Origin of the sequence: Gottfriedia luciferensis (genome assembly GCF_001712755.1) — a bacterium.
In the GTDB taxonomy this organism is placed as follows: domain Bacteria; phylum Bacillota; class Bacilli; order Bacillales; family Bacillaceae_G; genus Gottfriedia; species Gottfriedia luciferensis_B.
Genome location: NZ_MDKC01000023.1, coordinates 274406 through 295913, shown reverse-complemented (window position 1 = coordinate 295913; position 21508 = coordinate 274406). Strand labels below are relative to the sequence as shown.

Sequence of the window (21508 nt, the reverse complement as noted above, 5' to 3'; positions counted from 1 at the left end):
TTGCATGAATTATAGAATATTTGTTAGGTCATTTACAACTTATTTATTTGAACTGGCTGTTGTTGGCAATTTTGAAGATTATTCTACCCTAAACTTTTTATTATTGATACAATTAAGTCGTTAAAGGTAAAAATTGTAAAACAACAGTATGAAAGGAGTATCTCTTTTATGAATTTAAATCTAGGACTTTATGAATGTGCTCCATTAGAATTATTAGAAAGAATAGAGAACAGTAAAGTACAACTAGTATATTTAAACCCCCCATTACCCAAAAAAAATACCATATCTACAAAAAGTTCATATGTAAGAGAAGCAACGCTAGTAATTCAGCATGCACGACGTATTTTAACTGATAACGGAGTAGTATGTTTCAATACAAACGATTTCTATGCAGAGTACTTAAGGACAATACTTGACCATGTTTTTGGAAGAAAACACTTTGTACAAGAATTCATTCTAACATATAAAAGTCAACGTAAAAAAAAATCAAATTTTAATCGTCTTTTAGTATACAGCAAGTCTTTTAATGATTATACATTAAACTTAATAGGCCCATCTAATCCTGAGAATTTCTTAAATAAGAATTTACTTAAAGATGAAAGAGGCAATTATTATTTAGATGATTTGCTTGAACCAATACAAAATCCTGCTAGAGTTTTTAAATGGCTAGATCATGAACTTCCTTCGGGAATGTCATGGCGTTTTTCTAGAGAAACATTAAACAAATTTTTAAAAGACGAACTTATTCACTTTGAGACTAGAGAAATGCCAAAGCTAATGAGATTTACAACTAATATTAATTTAAATAATATATGGGATAATGACATACTAAATGATCTAAATTATAATACTATCGAATCATATATCAGAAGTATAATTTCGCTTTATACTTCTAATGGTGATATTGTATTAGATCCATATCTTACTGAGAAAAGTATTAGCCTTATATCCTCTATGCAATTAGGTAGGTTATGGATTGGTTGCAATTCAAATAAACAAGTATTAATTGAGTTAGAAGAAATTTGTAATACGCAATTTAGAGATTTAGGATTTAGATATTATACTAATGAATTAATATTTGAAAAGCCGCTTTTATATCCTAGTATTAAATTAAAACAATCAATAATAAGTGGACTCGAGTTTGATAATAAATTAAATTTAAAATTAAGGCTTGTTACAGTTGATGAGTATCAATTTTTAACATGTGTAAAAAATGGTTTGTGGGGAAGTAACAACAATTCAATAAAGAATTGGGAAATTGATGATTACATTGTTTTTATAGTAAATAAGAAGATCGTAGGCCTTTCAGTTATAACACAAGCTATGTTTAATTCAGATGATATAGTTTGGGATAATGGTAATTTTCCATACAGAATAAAAATTAAATTCAAAAAAATATTTAAGGTAGAAGATAGGATACAGATAGAAGGGTCAATTAAAGAAAAGTTAAAGGGGAATTGGGATAATTATGGTATACCTATTCGCTTTAGACTCCCTTTACCAAATGATTCTGCTGAAGCAATTTTAAAGGAGATTAATAGTAGGAAAAATGCTCTAAAGTATTACAAAGAAAATATTGATAGGCTATTAAATGAAGAAGATCACAACAGAAAAATAAAACAAAATGGAAAAATCAAAAGTAATTTAAAAAATGGAAAAGAACTAAAAGAAGAAAACGATAATAGAAAAAAAAACCTTGTATTCAAAAAAATGGAAATAAGAAATTGGAGACAATTTGAAAAAGTAGATATAGATTTTCATGAAAATATAACTATTTTAATCGGAATAAATGGATCAGGTAAAACTACCATCTTAAATCTTCTTAATAAACATTTTGGGTGGAATAACAACATCATTAGTAGTCCACAACAAAATAATAGTAAAGGACGGATTACCTATACTTCAGATACTAGGAAAGAGGTTGGTTATGATGTTGAAAAGACAGAAAATTTAGAAATAGGTAGGATTGTGTACAGTGATAATATGGAGTCTCAGCTTCTTGTTCCATCTATAGTAGATTATACTTATCAAGTATCTATTGAATCATTACCAAAAATGAGCGGGCTTCATATTCCTTCTCACAGGCCAGTTTTTAACTTTAGTCAAATAGAAAGTATACCTACACAAATTAAATCTCTTCAGGATTTTTTTGATGAGTATACTAAGGCTATTAAGCAAGGCTATTTTAGTATTAATAATGATAAGAGTCCCATACATATATTAAAAGAAAGTTTGATTACATTAGCTTTATTTGGTTCTGGACAGGGTGATATTATACACCCTAATGAAATAGCACACCAATTATTTATAGATTTTCAGAGAATTCTTGGATTTGTTTTACCCCGTGAGCTAGGGTTTGTAAGTATCTCTATTCAATTACCAGAAGTTATTTTAAATACAAAGTCAGGGCTCTTTTCACTTGATTCTGTTTCAGGTGGAATTGCAGCACTCATAGATATAACTTGGCAAATATTTCTTTTTGACAGGCTAGGCGGTAACTTTATAGTAACAATTGATGAGCCAGAGAACCATTTACATCCAGAAATTCAACGATTATTATTACCAAATATACTAAATGCTTTTCCGCATATACAATTTATTGTGACAACACATAATCCGTTTATAATTAGTTCTGTTGAAAATTCAAACATTTATGCTCTTCGGTATAACGAAAACAAAAAGATAGAAAGTACTTTTCTAGACGGTGTAAATAAAGCTGGTACTTCAAATGATATTCTCATAGAAGCCCTTGGACTTTCTTATACAATGCCATTATGGGTAGAAGAAAAATTAGAGAACATTAGTGAGAAGTTTGTGAATAGGGAACTTGATATAAGCACGCTGAATGAATTAGAAAAGGATATGAATAGTATTGGATTAAGGGATTATACAAATAAAACTTTAGAAAAAATTATTAAGGAGAAATATAAAAAGTGATCCAACTGGAAAAGAAAGAAAAACCTGAAAAGCTAAGAGAAAATGAAGAGCAATGGACAAAAGACTATCTTGCTCATTTCACAAAAAAAGGTAACATATACAACCGTATCCCAGGTATGAAAATTCCTAAATCCATCGAAGGTAAATATGGACATCACACCATTAAAAAAGTATTGGTCAAAGAGACAGAGGAAAAGTGTGCTTATTGTGAGAGTAAAATAATTCATATTAGCCCAGGAGATATTGAGCACATATATCCTAAAAGAACTCGTCCAGATCTTGCCTTTGAATGGACCAATTTAACATTAGCCTGTAGTAAGTGTAATACAAGTGGGAAAGGTATATATTATGATCCTGCGTTACCTCTTATTAATCCATATGTAGATGATCCATTGAATCATTTTTATGGACTAAGGGCACTTGTACTTCCTATCCCTAAGGATTTAAGAGCTATAAAAACCCATAATATCTTAAACATTAATAGACTACCTTTATATGAAAAGAGAAAAGAATTATTAGATGAAATATCTCAATTAGTATATGCTTTAAGTATGATTCCTGATGGAGTGGAAGAAAAAGAGAGTATAAAGAAATTTATTATAGAAAAATCTCATCCTAAAAAGGAATTTTCTTTCATAATTAGAGAGTATTTAAAGGAAATGTGTATTATTTAAATTAAAATTTAGTACTTCCCTAAGAAAATATGGAAAGTGGAAATGAGATAAGAATATTATCTGGGGTTCTACGTATAATTAAATACATATTTTTGAATATATTAAAATTTTTTTAAAAAAAGTTAGTTAAATTTAATGATTCAAATAAAAAGTTGATAAATGAGTTAAAAAGTAAACCTCTTCAGCTAAGAGGTTATTGGATGTCTTTCAATAAAGATTACTATTTTTGATACCAAACCTAACTGTGTTAATAGAAAAGGTTAACAGTATCAAAATCACATTTAATGCCTAATTGAGGACTATAAAGTAATTAAAAATAGGAATCTATGAGCCAAAAAAATTGAGGGATTTATAGAAAATAAATTTAAAATGATATCCTGATTTTCAGGATATCATTTTAAATTTTTACACGACTTATGTTATTTTATTTTCTAAAAAAATTAGATAAAACTTATTTCAAAATAAATTATATATCTTAATTTATTTAAAAATACACACAGAAAGTGAAGGATGAAACATTAATTACTCTTTAACTATTTAGTAGTATGGGAGTTTACAAGAAAAAGTAAATAATTATCCATTCCAGATAATTGGTTTACCTCAGATTTCATTATCTGTAAACCATCTTCTACAAAAAATAAAATAAATTTTTCTATATCCTTTTCTTCAAGTGCTTTACCAACTTTATTAATAATTAAATGCTTATATAGTAAATAATCATCTTTTGTAATTACACTTAAAGGGAATTCAAAATCAGATTTTTCACTTGCTACTGTTGGTACTTCTACATTTTTATCAGAAACTAAACCCTTTGCAAATGCAATTCTTAAGGTGTCTGGTCTTTGATTTGTAGCAGGTAAATCGAATTCGGCCATTATTTCGTTTAAAATTTCAAATCCTTGTTTAGATAGTTTTGCTTTACCAATTGCCAATTATAATACACCTCCAGCAAATTCAAAGTAGCCTTCACGAATTTTTGTATACTCCTCTTCGTCATCGTGTTCCAATACATATGATTTTACAAGATGAGGCTCTAGATCCTTCATAAATCTTTCATCTATTTCTGTATCAGTAGAAAGTATGATCACCTGTTCATTTAATTTAGTAAAGTAGCTATTAACTAAATTTGTTCTGTGAATACTATCTAATCTCGCAAGTGGTGTATCTATTACAAATGGCATTTTAGTTCCTGCTACTTTTGTAAGTGCCCAAATCATGGCCAAAGCAATAAGTTGTTTCTCACCTTCGGATCTTGAAGTTAGGTCTATTTCTCTATCATCTTCATCAAAAATACGTAAAGTAAAATCTTTTGAATCAAATTCTATTCTATTAAGGTCTTTTTTTCTAAATAAAATATTTAAAATATTCTCTATTTCGACTTTTAATAGCTTTGCTTTTAAAATAGTAACTTCTGAAATAAACTCATCGGTTGCTGATAATAAATTTTTCACTAATTCAACTTTGTGTACAACATCAGAGTTTTCATTCCTAGCTTTTAATTTTACTGTATATTCCCTTGTTAATTTACCTTGTTCATCTTTAAGTTTATTCGATTCTCTTAATAAGAATTTTTTATTAGTTTGTTGATTAACAATTTCTTTATCTATTTCTCTAATTTTGCTATCTTCAATTGTAGTATCTACCTCTTCAGGAGCACTTTCTAATTGATTTTCATATTTTGTAATTTCAAGCTCAGTTTTGTAACGATCATCTAACAACTTACTTAAATTACTTGTAGTTGAATTTGGGTAACTAATAATTCTTCTATAATCACCATCTGATAGATCATGAATTACAGTTAAATCCTCAGTTATCATTCTTTCACGTATGTTATTAAGTCTTTTCCAAATCCCTTTTCCTGACTCATATAATTGATGCTTTTGCTCGTTAGTTAACGGAGGATCCACTTGAATTTGCATTAGTTCATTTGCAAATGATTCGTAGCTTTTAAATGCACTCTTATTCTGATTAAGAACATTTTGATATTCTTTTTCTTTTTGGAGACGTGATTTTAAATCATCTATAGGTCTTTTCAAAATTAATTTAAGTAAATCTGTTTTAGCAAATGCTTCTATTCCTTTTTGAAAGGATTTTAAATTTGCTTTTTTTTCACCTAGAATTTTTGATATTTTTTGTTTTGAAAGACTAGTCGATATAAATTTTTGTCTTTTTGCCTTTTCAAAATTGTTTTTTTGTTCATAGAGATTTTCAGTATTTAATTTTATTTCTTCTATTTTATTATCATTATTTTCTAATATATTTTGAATCTCTTCTAATCTTTTTTGTATATTTGTTAGGTCATCATCTTTTACTAAACTATCTAATTTTTTTGTTTCAGTGTTAAAAAGATGTAATAAATCTTTAGATAGAGTTCTATATAAATCTAAAGAAACTACTTTCTGAATTGCGTCTATTGTTTCTTTTGCATCGTGTTGACCAACTAAATCTCTAATTTTTTCTGCATCAAAAATAAAAAATTGAGAGACTTCTTTAGGAATTTTTTTGTCAATAAAACTGATGAATTCTTCAGAAGTTGTTGATGATTTGATTTTTTGTCCATCAACATCTATAGTATATAAAGTAATTTCGTCTTCAATCCCAGTACGAGTTTGAAAAAACTTTACTTCGATCATATAAACACCGGAACTATCTTTAAAACATAGCTCAATTGTAGATTCGGTACCACCTTCTATGCGAAACTTTTTATTAATAGCTGTTTCAAGGATCTTAGAATACTCTTTCTTACTGAAGAATCTTCTACCATAAAGACATACAAAAATGGCATTTATTAAAGAAGTTTTACCTGCACCATTCAATCCGCCTATTAGAACAATATTTTGATTAAAAGGTGAAAATTTTGGGTTCTTCTCCGTAAAATAAATTGTTTGTGTGCCATAATATGGACGATAGTTATGGAACCTAATATACTCAAATATCATTTTTTTCACTCATTTCTATTGCCCAATATTTAATAAATTCATCCATTTCTTTAAAAATTCCTACACGTCTTGCCATATTCTTGTCAGAATATCCTTTTTCTAATTTAATTAGACTTTCTAAATATTTTGCCGGAATATTATGTTTACTAACAATTTTATTTAATAATTCTTTCTCTTCCACTGTAAATTCCATATATTAGCTCCTTCAATACATTGAATTTTTATTTCAATTTAGTAAAATTATCTTATAACTATTATATTATAAGATAAAAATAATAACTAGGAGGTAATAACTGTAATATGAACGTAATCTGTACTAGAGAAACTAATGAAGCAGAGACGTATTTAAAAAAAAATATAAACTTTGAGACTAATATTATTCATATTGTACCAACTATGATTTTATATAGACAACGTGAATTATTCTATAAGAAATTAGGGGTAAATATTAAAAATGATAATAGTAACATTCAGCTTCATGAATTTAATGAATTTATAAAAAATAATGTATATAAAGAAAATCAAAATGTCCTGACAAAAAGTGAAATGCAAATATTAATTGTTAGATTAATGAAAGAAAGTATTAATCTAAATAATGATGCTTGGTTATCTGTAATACCAGATTTAGTTGATATTTTTATAGAATGGTCGTTACTTGGTATAGAGGTTAATGAACTTAAAAAAATTAATACAAATCAAAAGTTTACAATGGCATTGGAATTATATGAAAAATATATAAAGGAAGTTGAAAAAAAGCAAAAAAATGATTTCGGAAAATTAGTTTATGAGATTTTCTCTAAAGAAGAATTTCAAAATGTAGATGAAGTAATATTTGATGGTGCATTCTTACCATTTTTGCCAAAACATCATCAATTATTAAATCGTTTTAATGATCTAAATAAAAAAATAACAATATTTCTCCCAATAGAAAAAGATTCAAATCAAATAGTATTCAATGCTATAAAGCATACGTTTGATAAATATGTCGACTTTAAAGATTGGATTTCAGTAGATGAGGTAAGAAGTAATCAATTTTTTATTCAAAATTTAAAATCAAATTTATTGAGTGATAAAGTAGAACAGTCGAAATTAGACGGATCATTAACTATTAATCGTTTCAATACAACTGAAGAGGAAATGGATTGGATTGTTAAGCAAATTTCTTTTTTGCTAAAGATGCAACAAGCAAAAAAGGAAGAGATTGTAATTATATCACCAAAAGCACTTGAACTGAGAGCTTCATTTAGAGAAAGATTTGAAATTTATGGACTAATATCAAATTTGCCTAAAAAATCAGTAAGTAAATTAAAAGAGGGAAGAGCAATAGCAAATTTATATAGCATATTTGTTGATAAACTTTTTGAGTCAGAAACATATTTAGACAAAAGTCGTTTTGAAGAGATACTGAATGGTGAAATATTAAAAAATAGTCTAGAAAGTAAGAAAATTTTTGAAACAATAAAAGCTTTTTATTTAGACTGTTATAATCTAAATGATTGGAAACTTAAAACTAATGAATTAATTACATCAAAGAATAAAGTGTCTAATATCAAACATGATAAATATCACCCATTAAAAGATATTGATGATCATGAATTAGAGATATTTATGAACTTCATCAATTTAATAGAAGAAATTTATAGAGATCTTTATGCAATAAAGGATCAAACTATCAATAGCCATCTAAATGTTTTAGTTGAATATTTTGAAATAAAATCAGATATCCATATTTCTGATATTATTTTACTTAGACTGAAAAATATTCTAGAAAATATTACTAATCAGGAAAATATATTAATTTCTTCTGAAGAGTTCGGAAGTATTTTAAGAAGAGTGTTAATTGATCAAGAGGAACCAGACGAGGAAATATTGCCTGAATATAAAAATGGAGATATTATCAAGAGAAGTGTACTAGTTACTACTCCAAATACAGTAAATTATGCTAATTATAAATACGTATTTTTATGTCAATTTACTCAAGATATGTATCCTTCTGGTCAGAGTAGAAATTGGCTGAAGACTTTAGACTATGAGAGATATGTTTTTAATAAATATACAAATTTAAAATTTAAAAACAATAAAGAGTTAGAGAGATATTATTTAGATGTCTATTTATATTATTTTTATTCGGCAATAAATGCTTGTTCAGAGAAATTAATTATCTCGTATGCTCTTCAAGATGATGGAAAAGAACTTAAGCATTCTCATTATTTACACGATATTTCTAAAGTGTTCGGTATTGAGGAAGAGAATAAATTAGAAAACAAATCTGCAAAAACTCTTGAGGAAAAACTTATAGTATACAATGTTCTCAAAAATCCAGTAGATAACTTTAATGACAATAATGAGAGTAGAGAAGCAAATATAGAATATAAAAACCTTTCTAAAAATGAGTATATATTAGAAGATTTGGCAATTTATCAATATTGTCCAAGACGATTTTATTATAAAAATTTAGAATTAAGTAATGGCGCATATAAGGATGAATATCAATTAATGCTTTATATAAGTTCTTGTTTATACGAGGAGACAATTAAGCTGTTAGTAGAAAAGAATAAGTTAGAAGAAAATCAATCAGTTGGTTATTTAAGAAGTAAATATATTAATAAAATAAGAAGTAATATTTTTTCTTATATCAGTGAAGCGGTAAACTCGATTCATGAAGCATTTCCTATTAACGGACGATCATGGGAAAATATAAAACTGCGTGTAAGACGAAATGTTGAGGATCTGTTTAATAAATTATTATTTAAAAATGAATATCTTAATGGGATTAATAATCCGGAAAGTATCTTAATTGCGTTCAATTTAAAAAATATTGAAAACAAAATTAATATAAATGGAATTACGGTAAAGATTCTAAAAGAATTACAAGTAAAGTTTAATAATGGATACACTCAGAGCTATAATTTAAGCAATTTAAAACATTTTCTATTATTTACTGCTAAAGTAGATAGTGATGAATTAATTGAAGAAATGGACGAAATCAGAAGTTGGTATTTTAAACAACAAACGAAAATAAAGAGTAATACTGTAACAGCAGAAATAGAACAAACAATAAATAATATTATTAGTAAGCAGTTTAATAAAAAAGCGGGAGCGTATTGTATTTATTGTCCATATGAATATATATGTAAAGAGAAAGGAAGTTCGTAATTTGAAACTTACGAAAGAACAACAGATTGTTGTCGAGAAAGATGAAAAAATCGTTCTTGTAAAAGCGGGTGCAGGAACTGGTAAAACAGAAGTTTTAGCAAGGAAAATACTCCATTTATTAGAAAAAAACGTTAATTTATCTATTACAGATTTTGCAATAATTACTTTTACAAATAAAGCTACTGATAATTTAAAATCAAGAATTAAAGACTATTTATATTCTAAGTGGCAAGGTTCATCAGGACAAGAAAAGATACGTTTTAGATATGAATTAGAGAATATTAACTCTGCAAACATTTCAACAATTCATAAATTCTGTAAGTATATATTGAATCAGGCAGGACCGATTTCAGAACACAATTATTCATATTCATCAAATTATTCTATTAAAAATAATGTTCTGGATTTAACAATTAAATTATCAATTGAAGAGTTTATACAAGAGAAAAAAAATCTAAATAAAAGTATTGTTACATTTAATTATATTCAAGTATATGAATTTGAAAAATATATAAAACAGGCTTTTAATCAAATTAAAAGTAAGGGCTATAACTTGGAAAAAGTAATAGAAATTTTTCCTCCTGTACTTGAAGATCATAGGAATAAAAAAGAAATACGAGAAGAGTTTAATTTAGTATTAAAAAAGGTCAATAAAAAATATTATAATTTAAAAAATAGATCGATAGATACGGAAGAACTGTTAGAATACACTTTTCAATTATTGAAAAATAATAAGTGGATCGTTGAAGAATTGCAAAATAGTATTAAATACTTATTTATTGATGAATTTCAGGATACTTCAATGTATCAAACCGAAATTGTAAGATTAATTTGCAATAGTAATGAAAAAAGTCCGAATCTATTTTTAGTTGGAGATGCAAAACAATCCATTTATAAATTTAGAGGAGCCGACCAATCTTCCTACAATAAGACAGCTAATTGGGTTGGAACAATTGGTTCGGTTTTGCCTTTAAATACAAACTTTAGATCAACTCCTGAATTAATACAGCTTGTTAATGTTATATTTCAAAGTATTCGAGAAAAATTTCCAATAATTTCATTTAAACCTGAAAATTTAAGAATTCCTGAATTCAAATTTAAACCTGAAATAGATATAAAAAGTGCATACGAATGGATACTAATTGATAAAGAGGCAGATTATTCAGAAGAGGTTACAAAATATGTTCAAAAGTTGATAGTAGAAGGAGAAAATCCTGGTAATATTGCAATTTTATTTAGAAAAAATAGAAGTATGCTTTCTTATGCAAAAAAATTAAAAGAATTAAATGTTTCATATAGTTTAGTTGGCGCTGGAGATTTTTATGTCCAAAAAGAAGTAATAGATTGTTATAAAGTCTTAAAATATTATACAAGTTTTAAAAATGAAATATTAGAGTTAGAAGTTCTAGAATCAAAATTTTTTAACAATAATAAGGACCTGTTGTTAACTTTTGTTAGTAAGTTAGATAATCAATCAGCAATACAAGAACTAACTCCAGCTCAATTTTTAGATATGTTGTTTTCAATATCAAAAATTAATACTATTATGAATCAACAAGAGTATGCTAATTTATTAAAATTAAAGGAATTAGTACGTAAATTAAATAAACAGGAAAATATCGGAATATATGCATGTGCAGATTGGTTATCGATCCAAATTAATTCAAATATTGAGGAAACTCAGGCAACGATCGTGGAGAATATGTACAAAAAAAATGAAGTAGAATTAATTACTATTCACAAAGCCAAAGGACTTGAGTTTCCAATCGTTATCTTACCGGAATTAGATCAACCGTATGGAAAATTTATTAAAAATCCTAGTATTTTAGTAGATAATAAATTAGGTTTGGGTTTTTATTATCGTGCATATAATGGTAATTATGTTGAATTAAAAAGTAGTAACTATGATAGTATAATTGATCAATATGAAACAGATCTTTATTCTGAGGAATTAAGGGTATTATATGTAGCATTGACTAGGGCAGAAGAAAAATTAGTCTTTTTTGGAAGGAACTCCTGCCCTAGTCAAGAAAGTTGTTTTCAGAATTGGTTAGATTGTATTAAACCTTTTTACTAATAAATCAATAAAAGAATTGGTAGAATTACTATAGCTAAAATAAACTTGAGATAATGCTTTTGTACACATTAACTGTACCAAAGCATTATTTTGTGTAGAATCCATTGTTAGATAATTTAGGTGAGGGTAAAAAATATTATTTGTAATTGGTAAGTCCTCTAACTCACTTAATGTAATAATATTGATTATCTCAGAGTCATTTAAAGGAGTATATTTTAAAATATTCTTATGAGCCATATTGTAAATTGAAATAATTTCAGTATCTTTAATTTTAAAGTTTGTAGGTACAACGATAGCAAAATCCGAAAAATACATATTTTTTTCATTTTTTAAGTGATTTATTTCATTCACTATATACATGATTTCATCTATTCCAGATGGTTGATGAAGAATTGAATTTACTATTACTTTCTTTTCTGTTGTTATCAAAGACCCACTAGATCTTATAGCCGTATTACTTTTAAAAGTGTGATTGTAGGATGGGAAAATGAATTTTATTATAGCATTTTCTACTTCGGTACTTAATGGTTTAATCCGGAAAAAAGTATGGAAGCTTTTTTCGATTTTGCTCAATAAATTCCCATTTTCCAAATCATTATATGAGAGTAAAAATTGACTTGGTATAAATTCGTTGATTTTTTTTTCATATATTTCTTCATCAGTCATATTTGTAAAACAAATAATAAAAGATACAGGAAAAGTTAGTTTTTTATTTTCATTTGAAATTAATATGTTATTAGTACTTAATAAATCAATCAAATTTCTTGAATAGTTTTTGATTTGTTTAAATGGTGAAAGTGTATTAGTATAACCATCATCCAACTTTAAAACCCACTGATATGGTGACATTGAAAATATGGTATCAATCTTATAGTCTTTAATCTCTAATATCAAAACACCGTATTTTTTTGAAAAAATTATAATATCAGGTTCAAAGTAGTTGATGATGGGCTCATAAAAAACATGCCAATCATCATCAAGTGTCTCTACTAGTTTTTGAAAAACTTTTTTTTCACCATTTGTTCTAAATACTGGGAACTCTGGATAGTATTTCGCCATTTTTTTCTTCCTTTAAAAATTAAATTTACAAATCATTAAATATTTTGAAGTCCTCTTGCTTTAGTAAGGAAGAAATAGAAAAACGAATCGTATTCCTAATCTCATTTAGACTTAAACCAATTGCTTGGAGTACGTGACTCGGTTTACTAGAGCTACAAGCAGAACCAGTAGAAACTGCAATATAAGGTGCTAATTTTTTTACTAGTATTTCATTATTAATCCCTACAAATTGTACATTAAGTATTCCTGGTATTTTTTGTTCTGTATCATTATTAAAAATAATTGAATTGCCAAATTTTTTAATTAAAATATCTTTAAGTGCATTTTCAAGTGAATTTAGTTTTTCAATATTACACTTTAAATTTTTCAATGTAATTTCAGCTGCTTTGCCCATTCCAACAATATTATGGACAGCTAATGTACCACTTCGGTAATTTTTCTCTTGTCCACCACCATGTAGTAAAGGAGTAATTGGAATAGGGAGACCTAATGAATCTTTTCGAAGAACTGCTACACCAACACCTTTTGGACCATGAAACTTATGAGCAGAACAGGATAAAAAATTTATTCCTTCTAAATCGTTTAATGATACTTCAATTTTCCCAACCACTTGTGTTGCATCAGTATGTAAAAATACTTTGTATTTTTGACAAAGCTTTTGAATATCATCCATAGGGTTTAATGATCCTAATTCATTGTTACCCCATATTAAAGAAACGAGTAGGGTAGGGACGGTTTGAAGAAGTTCTTCAAGTTCATCTAATTTAATTCTTCCAAATTGATCAACGTCTAAGTAGCTTATTTTAAATCCTTTTGAATGTAAGTATTCACATACTTCTAATACAGAAGGATGCTCAGTTCTGGAAGTTATAATATGTTTGTTCTCACTAATACCATGGTATTCTGCAATACCTTTTAAAATCATATTATTACTTTCTGTAGAACCACTTGTAAATATGATATCATCTGTGTCACATCCAAGTAGATTTGCAATATGTTTACGAGAATTCTCAACAGCATATTTGGCATTTTCAGCTAATGTATAATACTTACTCGAGGGATTACCAAATTCCTCGAGTAAGTAAGGTAACATTGCATCTTTTACCTCTGGATGAATTGGGGTAGTTGCACTGTTATCTAAATATAGCATTCTAATCACTCCGCATTAAATTTTAACATGTTTTCATAAAATTTATCCGCATTTCCAGCGTATTTATATTCATTTTGAATAATTGTAATACCACGCTCAAGATGTGCATTAAAAAGGGTAGGGAAGTATTCTTCATCTGTTAGTAATTTCCCAGCATGTTGAGAGATTAATGTCTTATAAATTTGATCATATTCTCCAGTAAAAGTCTGCCTGTTAATTTCTAACCCATTATTCGATCTATAGTTAGGAATTTCAGGTATTGAATTATTTGTAAGTGAAGCTCCAACTGCTAAACGTGCTAATATATTTGGTGTTAGCTGAGTAGAGGATTGAAGTTCTTTCAGAATTTCTGATGTATTATTAGATAGTTTTAATCGATGGATCATTTTCAATCCTCCTTAATTAAATTGAAAGTATCCTGAAGTTACTTTTATGTTTTGTTCTTCAGTATTAAATTGCAATAAATATTGTTTTGATATATGCTCGTCCAAAAGTTTAAACTGGGTAGAGTTTACTTCCGAATTTGTAGATAAGATTAATACTTGCTCTCCACATTTAGGAATAAAGTCAGTTAATACTCGTTGTTTATGTGTATTATCTAAACGACCAAGTAGAGTATCAAATATAAATGGTACTCGTCTACCTGAGCATTTAAACATTGCCCAAATTATAGAAAGTAATAAGATTTCTTTTTCGCCAGCAGAAAGAGTGATCTTTTCTATTTCTTCATTAGTAGCATTATATAATTTAACGTCAAATGTAACTGAGTTTATTCTTATAGAAGAAATATATTGATTTTTACGCATTAATTTATTTAACATATCAGTTGCAGCAATTTGTACTTGTTGCAACTTTTTCTGATGTTGTACTTCTTGGAAGCGTTGGCTTAGTTTAATAATATTTTGAGCCATTTCAAAAGTGTTTTCAGTACGTGTTTCCTGCTTTAAATATGTCTCTTTAGCAAGAATAACTTTTTCGGATTCAGTTAGCTTGTTATTAAGATTTAATCGCATTTCTTCTAAAGTTTGAAGTTCAAATTCAATTTTACTAATTTCTTTTGTAATTCGTTCCATTTCTTCAAGCATTTTGTTAAAATCATTTGCTTTATCATTTGTTGCTATTTTTTTACGGATTTCTTGTGCATCAGATAAAAGTTCACGATTTTTACTAATTGTCTCTAAATATTTTATATGGTTTTCATTGTTTATAAAATTCGAAATCTGTTCAACTTGTCCTCTTTGAGAAGGAGATAAGTTATGAATTGTATTAACTTCTTGTTTAGGTCTAAATTTATCAAGTATTAAAGATTGTAGTTCGCTTGGTTGAATTGTTTTATTATCTAATTGTTCAACAATATCTTGAATATCAGTCACTGATAAAAATTTACTTGCTTGTTTAAACAAAATTAGTTGGTCTTCTGAATTAATTTGACTTAAAGACTCATTTAGTAATTTTTTATTCATGTAAAATGGTAAGAAAACAGAAATGAATCCTTTTACTTTTTCATTTAACTTTTTACGTTCAGATTCAATTTCGGACTCTTTTCTTAGTAGTTCGTTTCTTTCCTCATCTTTAAGACCACCATGGATTTCAAAGCTTTTTTTATTTGAGGAAAACAATTCATTCAATTGCGTTTTCTTTTCATTATATTGGTTTATTTCAAGCTCAATATTTTGTACTTTTTCAACGATTGATGCTTTATTTTTTTGCTCTTCAAATAATTCTTCCTCAGTTTGATTGAACTTTTTTTCATCGATCTCTTTTTGTAAATAATTTGTAAGATCTGAATGAAGATTATTAAATAAATCCAAATTAAAAACTATTGTTGATAGTTCTTTTAAATATTGAGATAACTCATTATTATTAATAATTTTAGATATTTCTTCACCATCGAATAAGCATAAATCGAATAATTTAGGAGGGAATAGCTCTTTAAGTTTTGAAAAATAATTATCTGTTTCTGCTTCATTTAAAAATTGTTCGTTTTTATAAACCATAAAATATTCTTTTGGTTTATCATTTAAAAGTTTCCAACCCCTAATGATCTTGTATTCGTTTTTCTGATAATTTTCAATTTCAGTAAAAATTATTTGAATACTTGCAGAGCTATTATTAATCGTTCTTATTGTTGAATTGATACTGGCATAAACTCTTTTATCATATTCTGAACTATTTTTAAAACCAAAGCCGAACGCTCCAAATAGTCCTAATTTAATCGAATTTAAAAATGTTGTTTTCCCTGCACCATTTTCTCCACCAATTAATACAACATTTTGACCTGGAGAAGTTTCTAAATCAAAAGAATTGGTTCCACGATAAGCTCCGATATTTTCTAATATAAGTTTTTTGAATTTCATGATTTTAGAACCTTTCTAGTTAAATGTGTAAATAATCTTGTTTAAGTACTTTTTCAAGATCCTGCATTAGACCTCGACGAACTTTATAACCAGCATAATCTTTTTCAAGAGAAATTAGTTTTTTTAACATTTTTAAATCAACATTGTATTCTCTGCAAAGTGTTTCTAAATCAAAAACTTGTTCCTGGTCAAAAAGAGGGCGGTCATCTTGTTCCCAATCAAGACCTTTTCCCATAACATCTCTATAGATTGTTGGAAGTGAATCTTCCCAATCACCATTCTCAAGCCAATATCTTCTGATCATACGAAGTTCTTCTTCTCTTATAAGCTCAAAATTTTCTTCATAAGGATGTTTTAGATCACGTTGAGTTTCTAATAATAGTGTTAAGATTTCTTTTCGAGCTTCCATTGTATATGGACCAACACCAAGTCGTCCTAATTTTCCACTTTCTAATTTAATTAATATCTTTGGATCATAAGGTGCACTTAAATCAATATTATGTTCTTTTATATAATGTTTTAAATCCTTTTTCTCTAACTGTGTATATTCACTTAATAGGATCGTTTCTTTACCTTTTCTAGATTTTTTAGGTATGATAACGTATTCCAAGCCATCGATTGTTTCAATTTTTACTTCTTTTAAATACATTTGACCATTCATTCTGTATTTCATACGTCTTGTGCGATCATCACGAATATCTGCAATGAAATTTCTAAATACTAGTAATGGTTTCATCCAATCACTACCACTATTAATAAATCCATTTAATGCTTTGTCTTCGGTTACTACTGTACATACCCAGCAACCGAATCGGCTATTACCACATGAGCCAGCACTTTCTTTAATATTTTTATCGATTACTAGTGGACATTCTCCACTACTTGAATCCTGATAAAGTTTATGAAGTTCAAAATTGTCATCGCCCCATGGAGATGTGTGATTTAATAAATAATCCCAAACATCATCTAGACTAAAGCTTTTAATTGGTGCAAATACATATGCATTTGAAAGTGTTGAGTGTCTCATTAGATCTTTACCTTCAATAGTGTGAGACTTTAAGACATTATCTCTTGTAGCACTCTCGTTTTCTCTAACACCAAGAACCATAATAACTTCACCAAATGAATCAACTTTATCCATAATAAATTGATCAGCTGGTTCAATCTTTAATCGGTCCGTACACCAACGGAACTTTTGGTTTGGAGAAGGATAACCTTTTCCAATTAGAAGAGACCAAAATGTATTTTCTATTATTGGTTTAACTTTATGTGTTTCAATAGGGAGATCTCTAGTTAAAGCTTCTTTTTGAATTCTGTTTAATGTAGTATTAATCGATTGAATAATTAAAGGTGTTTCTACCAAAGTATCAGAAGAGATTATATACACTTTCTTATGAAGTTTCTCTTTAGGTAGTTCTGAAAGAGATTCAAATACTAACTGCGCTACCACAGTTGAATCTTTCCCACCACTATAACCAACAACCCAAGGCCTGGAATCAGCAAGATATACTTTCTTAATATGTTCTTTTGCAACAGTAATAAATGTATTATTTTTTAAACTCTCAAATAAGTTTAACGTCATTAAAATCACCTAACCCGTATTTTTCTTCTATTTTTTGTTCTACTTCAGTTAATGGTAAATTAAGCAATTGTTTAATTTTATTAGCTGTTAATAAAATCGTATCGCGAGTTTTTTGAATTCTACCATTTGGACTAATTGCTCGATGTAACCAATCTTTTTCATTAGTTCTACTCCAATCAATGGAATTAAGTTGATGAATATAATCTTTCCATTCATTAGAGTAGTTTTTTATTAAGAAATAACCAACTAAACCAATCGCTTCAAGGCAAACACCATGACCATTGATATAATTCATTCTTAAATCTCTAGCACTCATTTTCTTTTCGAAAACTAAGTTCCATTCTTGAAGTGTTTGAGTCAATTCATTCCAAAAATCAAGTAAAAATTCTTCTTCTTCATTTAATAAATTTTCACCTTTTGATCTATTAACTAATCTAAGATTCGTATTAAAAATATGGTTTAGAGCCAGGATTTTTGGAGAATTCTTAGATAATGTAACACGTTCTTTATCTGTGTATCTTGATAGCAGTGTGTTATTTGCAACAATTTCTTTAGTAAGAATTGATAATTTATCACGGTGATCATATAAAATTCCAATCGAGGTAGTGGTATTAACCGCATGACGATTTAAATCTGAAAAAATCTGTTGTGATTTTTTTAATCCTGTATCTTGAAAAATTACAATAGAAATTGTTTCATTTCCTAGTTCTGGATCAACTTTTAGTGCTTCTTCAATCGCAGCTCTACGATGTTGTCCATCATTAATTAAAAATCTAGCATCTAGTGAAACATGTAATTGACCGATATCTTTAAAGCCACCATCAGCATTGATTGAATTAAATTGCATTTCTCCATCTACAGAAGCAGTCAAAGAAGAGAAAACATAATCTTTACTATTTTCGATAATATAGTTTGTTATTTCAGGTATACGATTTTTATTTAAAATTCTTTGCGACCTATGTTCCGCTGGGATTTCTTCTTCATCAAATAGGAAAATTTTTGGTATGAGTTTTAAAGGGCACATTACAACATAATACTCCTTTAAAGCTTGTTTTCCACGAACTGCTGGAAATACGTAACTGAAACCAAAGTCCATTAACTACACCTCATTTTACGTACGTAATAATTAATATGATTATATACCAATTTTTATACTAATGCTATTAATTCAGATTGGTAGTTTAATATTTTAAATTGTAAAATATTAATTTTATAAATGACTATTGTAGCTGAATATTTCGACTGAAAATAATAGTAATAAGGTAATCATTTCAAAATTTGGAAGTTATTAAATTAAGTAAAGATATTTTACATACAAACCTGCTCAATTTTTTGAACAGGTTTTTTATGTTTTTTACTAAAAACACCAATCCCCCAAATAGAACCAATACTTTCATTTACCCACTCAATTTTCTGACCATCCCATCAGTTAAGATTAATCCAAATTCAATCAACCCTAATCTAAAAAAACTGAAGGAGGATTTTCCATGAAAAAATTCACTTACCTATTATTAGCACTTCTAATTACCCTACAAGATGGCTGTTCATCAAACAACCAAGCAAAGCATACAACCAAAGATCCAAAGACAAAAGAAGAATCAGTAGCCGTAGACAAAGGTTTATTCAACGTAAAACTTACATTACCAGCTTCAATGTTCGAGGGAGATGACATAAATAAAGTCATCGCCGATGCAGAAAAAGAAGGGATCAAAGTAACGAAAAACACCGATGGCTCTCTAACTTACAAAATGTCTAAATCTCAACACAAGAAAATGATAAAGAGTATTAAAGATGAGATCATTAAAACTGTCAATGAAACAAAAGAAAGTAAAGATTTTATCTCATTAAAGGATATTACCTACAACAACGATTTTACAGAGTTTACTTTGATTGTAGACAAATCAGCCTATGAAAATAGCATGGATGGTCTTGCAGCGTTTACATTTGGGATGTCCGGAATGATGTATCAGCTTTATAACGGGGTAGATCCAAATGATTATAAAGTTACCATTTTAGTAAAAGATCAAGATACTCAAAAAGAGTTTGATAAAATCGTTTACCCAGATTCGCTTAAAGATAAATAATTTGAAAATTTCATTAGACTAACAAAAAAATTAAAAGTGAGGTTAAAAAAATGAACAGAAAATATTCAAAGGTAGTAAGTTTATTAGGAACAACTTTATTAACGATTTCGTTATTATCAGCATGTGGCCAAGGTACAAAAGATGTGACTGTAAAAGAAGACACTCCAAAAAAAGAAGAAGTAAAAACAACTAAAAAAACAGAAAAACCAAAACAATCCAAACTTGGTTCAAGAACGAATCCAGTCCCATTTAAGAAAACTGCTACTGTTGATGACGAATTATATAATGACAATGGAGATTCATTTCCAATTAAGTTTAACTTAACGGTAGAAGAAGTAGTACGTGGAGATTCTGCATATGCTAAGTTAAAAAGTATGAATGAATTTAATGATCCTGCGCCAGTTGGTTATGAATGGATATTAACTAAGGTAAAAGTTAAATTTGTAAAATCAGCTACTGAAGATTTAGCATTTAATATTGATGGAATCATGAACTTTAAAGTAGTAAGTGAAAGTGGAGATATTTATAGCGGAGATGTTTATGGAACAACGAATCCTGATTTTAGTTATGAAATGTATGTTGGTAATGAAAAAGAAGGATACATTGCTAATTTAGTAAAAACTGGGGAAAAGGCGCAATTACGATATGAAGAGTTCATTGGAGGTCAAGTATTCTTTAATTTGCAATAATGCCCATATTAATCCAAAAATGGTAATGATTAGAACAAAATGATATACTAATTAAGAAGTGTGTACAGCAAAGTCTGTGCACATTTTTTCTTTTATATAGACAGACCATCAACAACACTTGGAGAAATAGTATTCCCAAACAAAATGATGATCTAGCGAGAAAAACTCTAGATTCCAAAAACGGTGGAGTCGTAGTTCTAGTTACAACGCTCCAGACAACATTCTACACTGAAAAATTGATTAGAGGTAATAAATTAGTGAATAATCCCTAAATTAATCTGGTTAATTTTTACTAAAATAACAAGATTTTCTATGATAAAATTATAAATAGATTAAGATAAATGTGAATTACAACTTGTTTCTTAGCAAACTATTTAAAGTATTTATTTACTGGAAACTTTATAAATTAGGTAGCATTTATTACAAAAAAATAGATTGGAGTTATTAAAGATGAAAAAACTTGTTATTGGTATTCTTACAATTGGACTTATTCAAAGTTATTCAATGATATCAACTGACAATGCTAGTGCAGCTGTGAAACATTATAAAAACTGTACTGAATTGAATAAAGATTTCAAGGGTGGAGTTGCCCGTAGTTCATCCGTTAAAAATAAAGGCGGTAAAACTAAATATAAACCGTATGCATCAAAAGCTCTATATGACGCTAATAAAAAAATGGATCGAGATAAAGATTTAATAGCGTGTGAAAGATAAGTTTAACAAGAATTTAAAAAGATAGTTCCTAGTAAGGAAACTATCTTTTTTTGTGTTTATGAAAATACGAACACCCAGGTGCTACTTAAG

The 21508-nt window shown here is 27.9% G+C and carries 16 protein-coding genes; 7 read left to right on the top strand and 9 right to left on the bottom strand.

All coding sequences use genetic code 11. The annotated features are described in order from the left end of the window. Positions 1–168: 168 nt before the first annotated feature. Both BED47_RS23275 and BED47_RS14625 read left to right on the top strand, forming a co-directional pair. Positions 169–2937 carry an AAA family ATPase gene (locus tag BED47_RS23275; RefSeq protein WP_084006933.1) on the top strand — a complete coding sequence of 923 codons (2769 nt, stop codon included), beginning with the start codon at positions 169–171 and terminating at the stop codon, positions 2935–2937. Then, positions 2934–3611, top strand: coding sequence for an HNH endonuclease (locus BED47_RS14625; RefSeq protein WP_069034273.1), 678 nt, complete (start codon positions 2934–2936; stop codon positions 3609–3611). The genes BED47_RS23275 and BED47_RS14625 overlap by 4 nt, the downstream gene beginning before the upstream one ends. Before the next feature lie 533 nt (positions 3612–4144). Here BED47_RS14625 and BED47_RS14620 read toward each other — a convergent pair. Genes BED47_RS14620 through BED47_RS14610 form a run of 3 tightly spaced genes read right to left on the bottom strand, consistent with a single transcriptional unit; the run spans position 4145 to position 6743 of the window. Next, on the bottom strand, positions 4145–4543 hold the full coding sequence (locus BED47_RS14620; RefSeq protein ID WP_084006932.1) for a DndE family protein: 399 nt from the start codon (positions 4541–4543) through the stop codon (positions 4145–4147). Next, complete coding sequence (gene dndD, locus BED47_RS14615) at positions 4544–6550, bottom strand: DNA sulfur modification protein DndD (RefSeq protein ID WP_069034272.1); 2007 nt, start codon at positions 6548–6550, stop codon at positions 4544–4546. Beyond that, positions 6540–6743, bottom strand: coding sequence for a DNA modification system-associated small protein (locus BED47_RS14610; RefSeq protein ID WP_069034271.1), 204 nt, complete (start codon positions 6741–6743; stop codon positions 6540–6542). Before BED47_RS14610 ends, dndD (BED47_RS14615) begins: the two co-directional genes overlap by 11 nt. 107 nt (positions 6744–6850) lie before the next feature. Between BED47_RS14610 and BED47_RS14605 the strand changes: the two genes are divergently transcribed. Beyond that, on the top strand, positions 6851–9706 hold the full coding sequence (locus BED47_RS14605; RefSeq protein ID WP_069034270.1) for a hypothetical protein: 2856 nt from the start codon (positions 6851–6853) through the stop codon (positions 9704–9706). Between the two features lies 1 nt (position 9707). After that, complete coding sequence (locus tag BED47_RS14600; protein ID WP_069034269.1) at positions 9708–11783, top strand: UvrD-helicase domain-containing protein; 2076 nt, start codon at positions 9708–9710, stop codon at positions 11781–11783. Here BED47_RS14600 and BED47_RS14595 read toward each other — a convergent pair. The 6 genes from BED47_RS14595 to dndB are packed head-to-tail and all read right to left on the bottom strand — an operon-like array spanning position 11757 to position 19027. Continuing rightward, entirely contained in the window at positions 11757–12842 is a 1086-nt protein-coding gene (locus BED47_RS14595; RefSeq protein ID WP_069034268.1) for a nuclease-related domain-containing protein, read from the bottom strand. The genes BED47_RS14600 and BED47_RS14595 overlap by 27 nt on opposite strands. Positions 12843–12867: 25 nt before the next feature. After that, on the bottom strand, positions 12868–13992 hold the full coding sequence (locus BED47_RS14590; RefSeq protein WP_069034267.1) for an aminotransferase class V-fold PLP-dependent enzyme: 1125 nt from the start codon (positions 13990–13992) through the stop codon (positions 12868–12870). Between the two features lie 5 nt (positions 13993–13997). Further along, positions 13998–14378 carry a DNA sulfur modification protein DndE gene (dndE, locus tag BED47_RS14585; RefSeq protein ID WP_069034266.1) on the bottom strand — a complete coding sequence of 127 codons (381 nt, stop codon included), beginning with the start codon at positions 14376–14378 and terminating at the stop codon, positions 13998–14000. 12 nt (positions 14379–14390) lie between these two features. Continuing rightward, on the bottom strand, positions 14391–16349 hold the full coding sequence (gene dndD / locus BED47_RS14580) for a DNA sulfur modification protein DndD (protein WP_069034265.1): 1959 nt from the start codon (positions 16347–16349) through the stop codon (positions 14391–14393). Positions 16350–16368: 19 nt separating this feature from the next. Next, positions 16369–17931, bottom strand: coding sequence for a DNA phosphorothioation system sulfurtransferase DndC (gene dndC, locus BED47_RS14575; RefSeq protein ID WP_069034264.1), 1563 nt, complete (start codon positions 17929–17931; stop codon positions 16369–16371). Next, positions 17912–19027, bottom strand: a complete 1116-nt coding sequence (dndB, locus tag BED47_RS14570) for a DNA sulfur modification protein DndB (protein WP_069034263.1) — start codon at positions 19025–19027, stop codon at positions 17912–17914. Before dndB ends, dndC begins: the two co-directional genes overlap by 20 nt. Before the next feature lie 391 nt (positions 19028–19418). Between dndB and BED47_RS14565 the strand changes: the two genes are divergently transcribed. The 3 genes from BED47_RS14565 (at position 19419) to BED47_RS14555 (ending at position 21418) form a co-directional block, all read left to right on the top strand. After that, positions 19419–20015, top strand: a complete 597-nt coding sequence (locus BED47_RS14565; protein WP_069034262.1) for a hypothetical protein — start codon at positions 19419–19421, stop codon at positions 20013–20015. A 50-nt stretch (positions 20016–20065) separates the two neighbouring features. Further along, complete coding sequence (locus BED47_RS14560; protein ID WP_069034261.1) at positions 20066–20704, top strand: hypothetical protein; 639 nt, start codon at positions 20066–20068, stop codon at positions 20702–20704. A gap of 450 nt (positions 20705–21154) precedes the next feature. Continuing rightward, a complete protein-coding gene (locus tag BED47_RS14555) occupies positions 21155–21418 on the top strand; it encodes an excalibur calcium-binding domain-containing protein (RefSeq protein ID WP_069034260.1) in 264 nt (87 codons plus the stop codon). Positions 21419–21508 lie beyond the last annotated feature (90 nt).

Coding starts and splice junctions, on each gene's coding strand:
- BED47_RS23275 (WP_084006933.1), top strand. CDS start 169: ATGAATTTAAATCTAGGACTTTATGAATGTGCTCCATTAGAATTATTA.
- dndD (WP_069034272.1), bottom strand. CDS start 6,550: ATGATATTTGAGTATATTAGGTTCCATAACTATCGTCCATATTATGGC.
- BED47_RS14610 (WP_069034271.1), bottom strand. CDS start 6,743: ATGGAATTTACAGTGGAAGAGAAAGAATTATTAAATAAAATTGTTAGT.
- BED47_RS14605 (WP_069034270.1), top strand. CDS start 6,851: ATGAACGTAATCTGTACTAGAGAAACTAATGAAGCAGAGACGTATTTA.
- BED47_RS14595 (WP_069034268.1), bottom strand. CDS start 12,842: ATGGCGAAATACTATCCAGAGTTCCCAGTATTTAGAACAAATGGTGAA.
- BED47_RS14590 (WP_069034267.1), bottom strand. CDS start 13,992: ATGCTATATTTAGATAACAGTGCAACTACCCCAATTCATCCAGAGGTA.
- dndE (WP_069034266.1), bottom strand. CDS start 14,378: ATGATCCATCGATTAAAACTATCTAATAATACATCAGAAATTCTGAAA.
- dndD (WP_069034265.1), bottom strand. CDS start 16,349: ATGAAATTCAAAAAACTTATATTAGAAAATATCGGAGCTTATCGTGGA.
- dndC (WP_069034264.1), bottom strand. CDS start 17,931: ATGACGTTAAACTTATTTGAGAGTTTAAAAAATAATACATTTATTACT.
- dndB (WP_069034263.1), bottom strand. CDS start 19,027: ATGGACTTTGGTTTCAGTTACGTATTTCCAGCAGTTCGTGGAAAACAA.
- BED47_RS14565 (WP_069034262.1), top strand. CDS start 19,419: ATGAAAAAATTCACTTACCTATTATTAGCACTTCTAATTACCCTACAA.
- BED47_RS14560 (WP_069034261.1), top strand. CDS start 20,066: ATGAACAGAAAATATTCAAAGGTAGTAAGTTTATTAGGAACAACTTTA.
- BED47_RS14555 (WP_069034260.1), top strand. CDS start 21,155: ATGAAAAAACTTGTTATTGGTATTCTTACAATTGGACTTATTCAAAGT.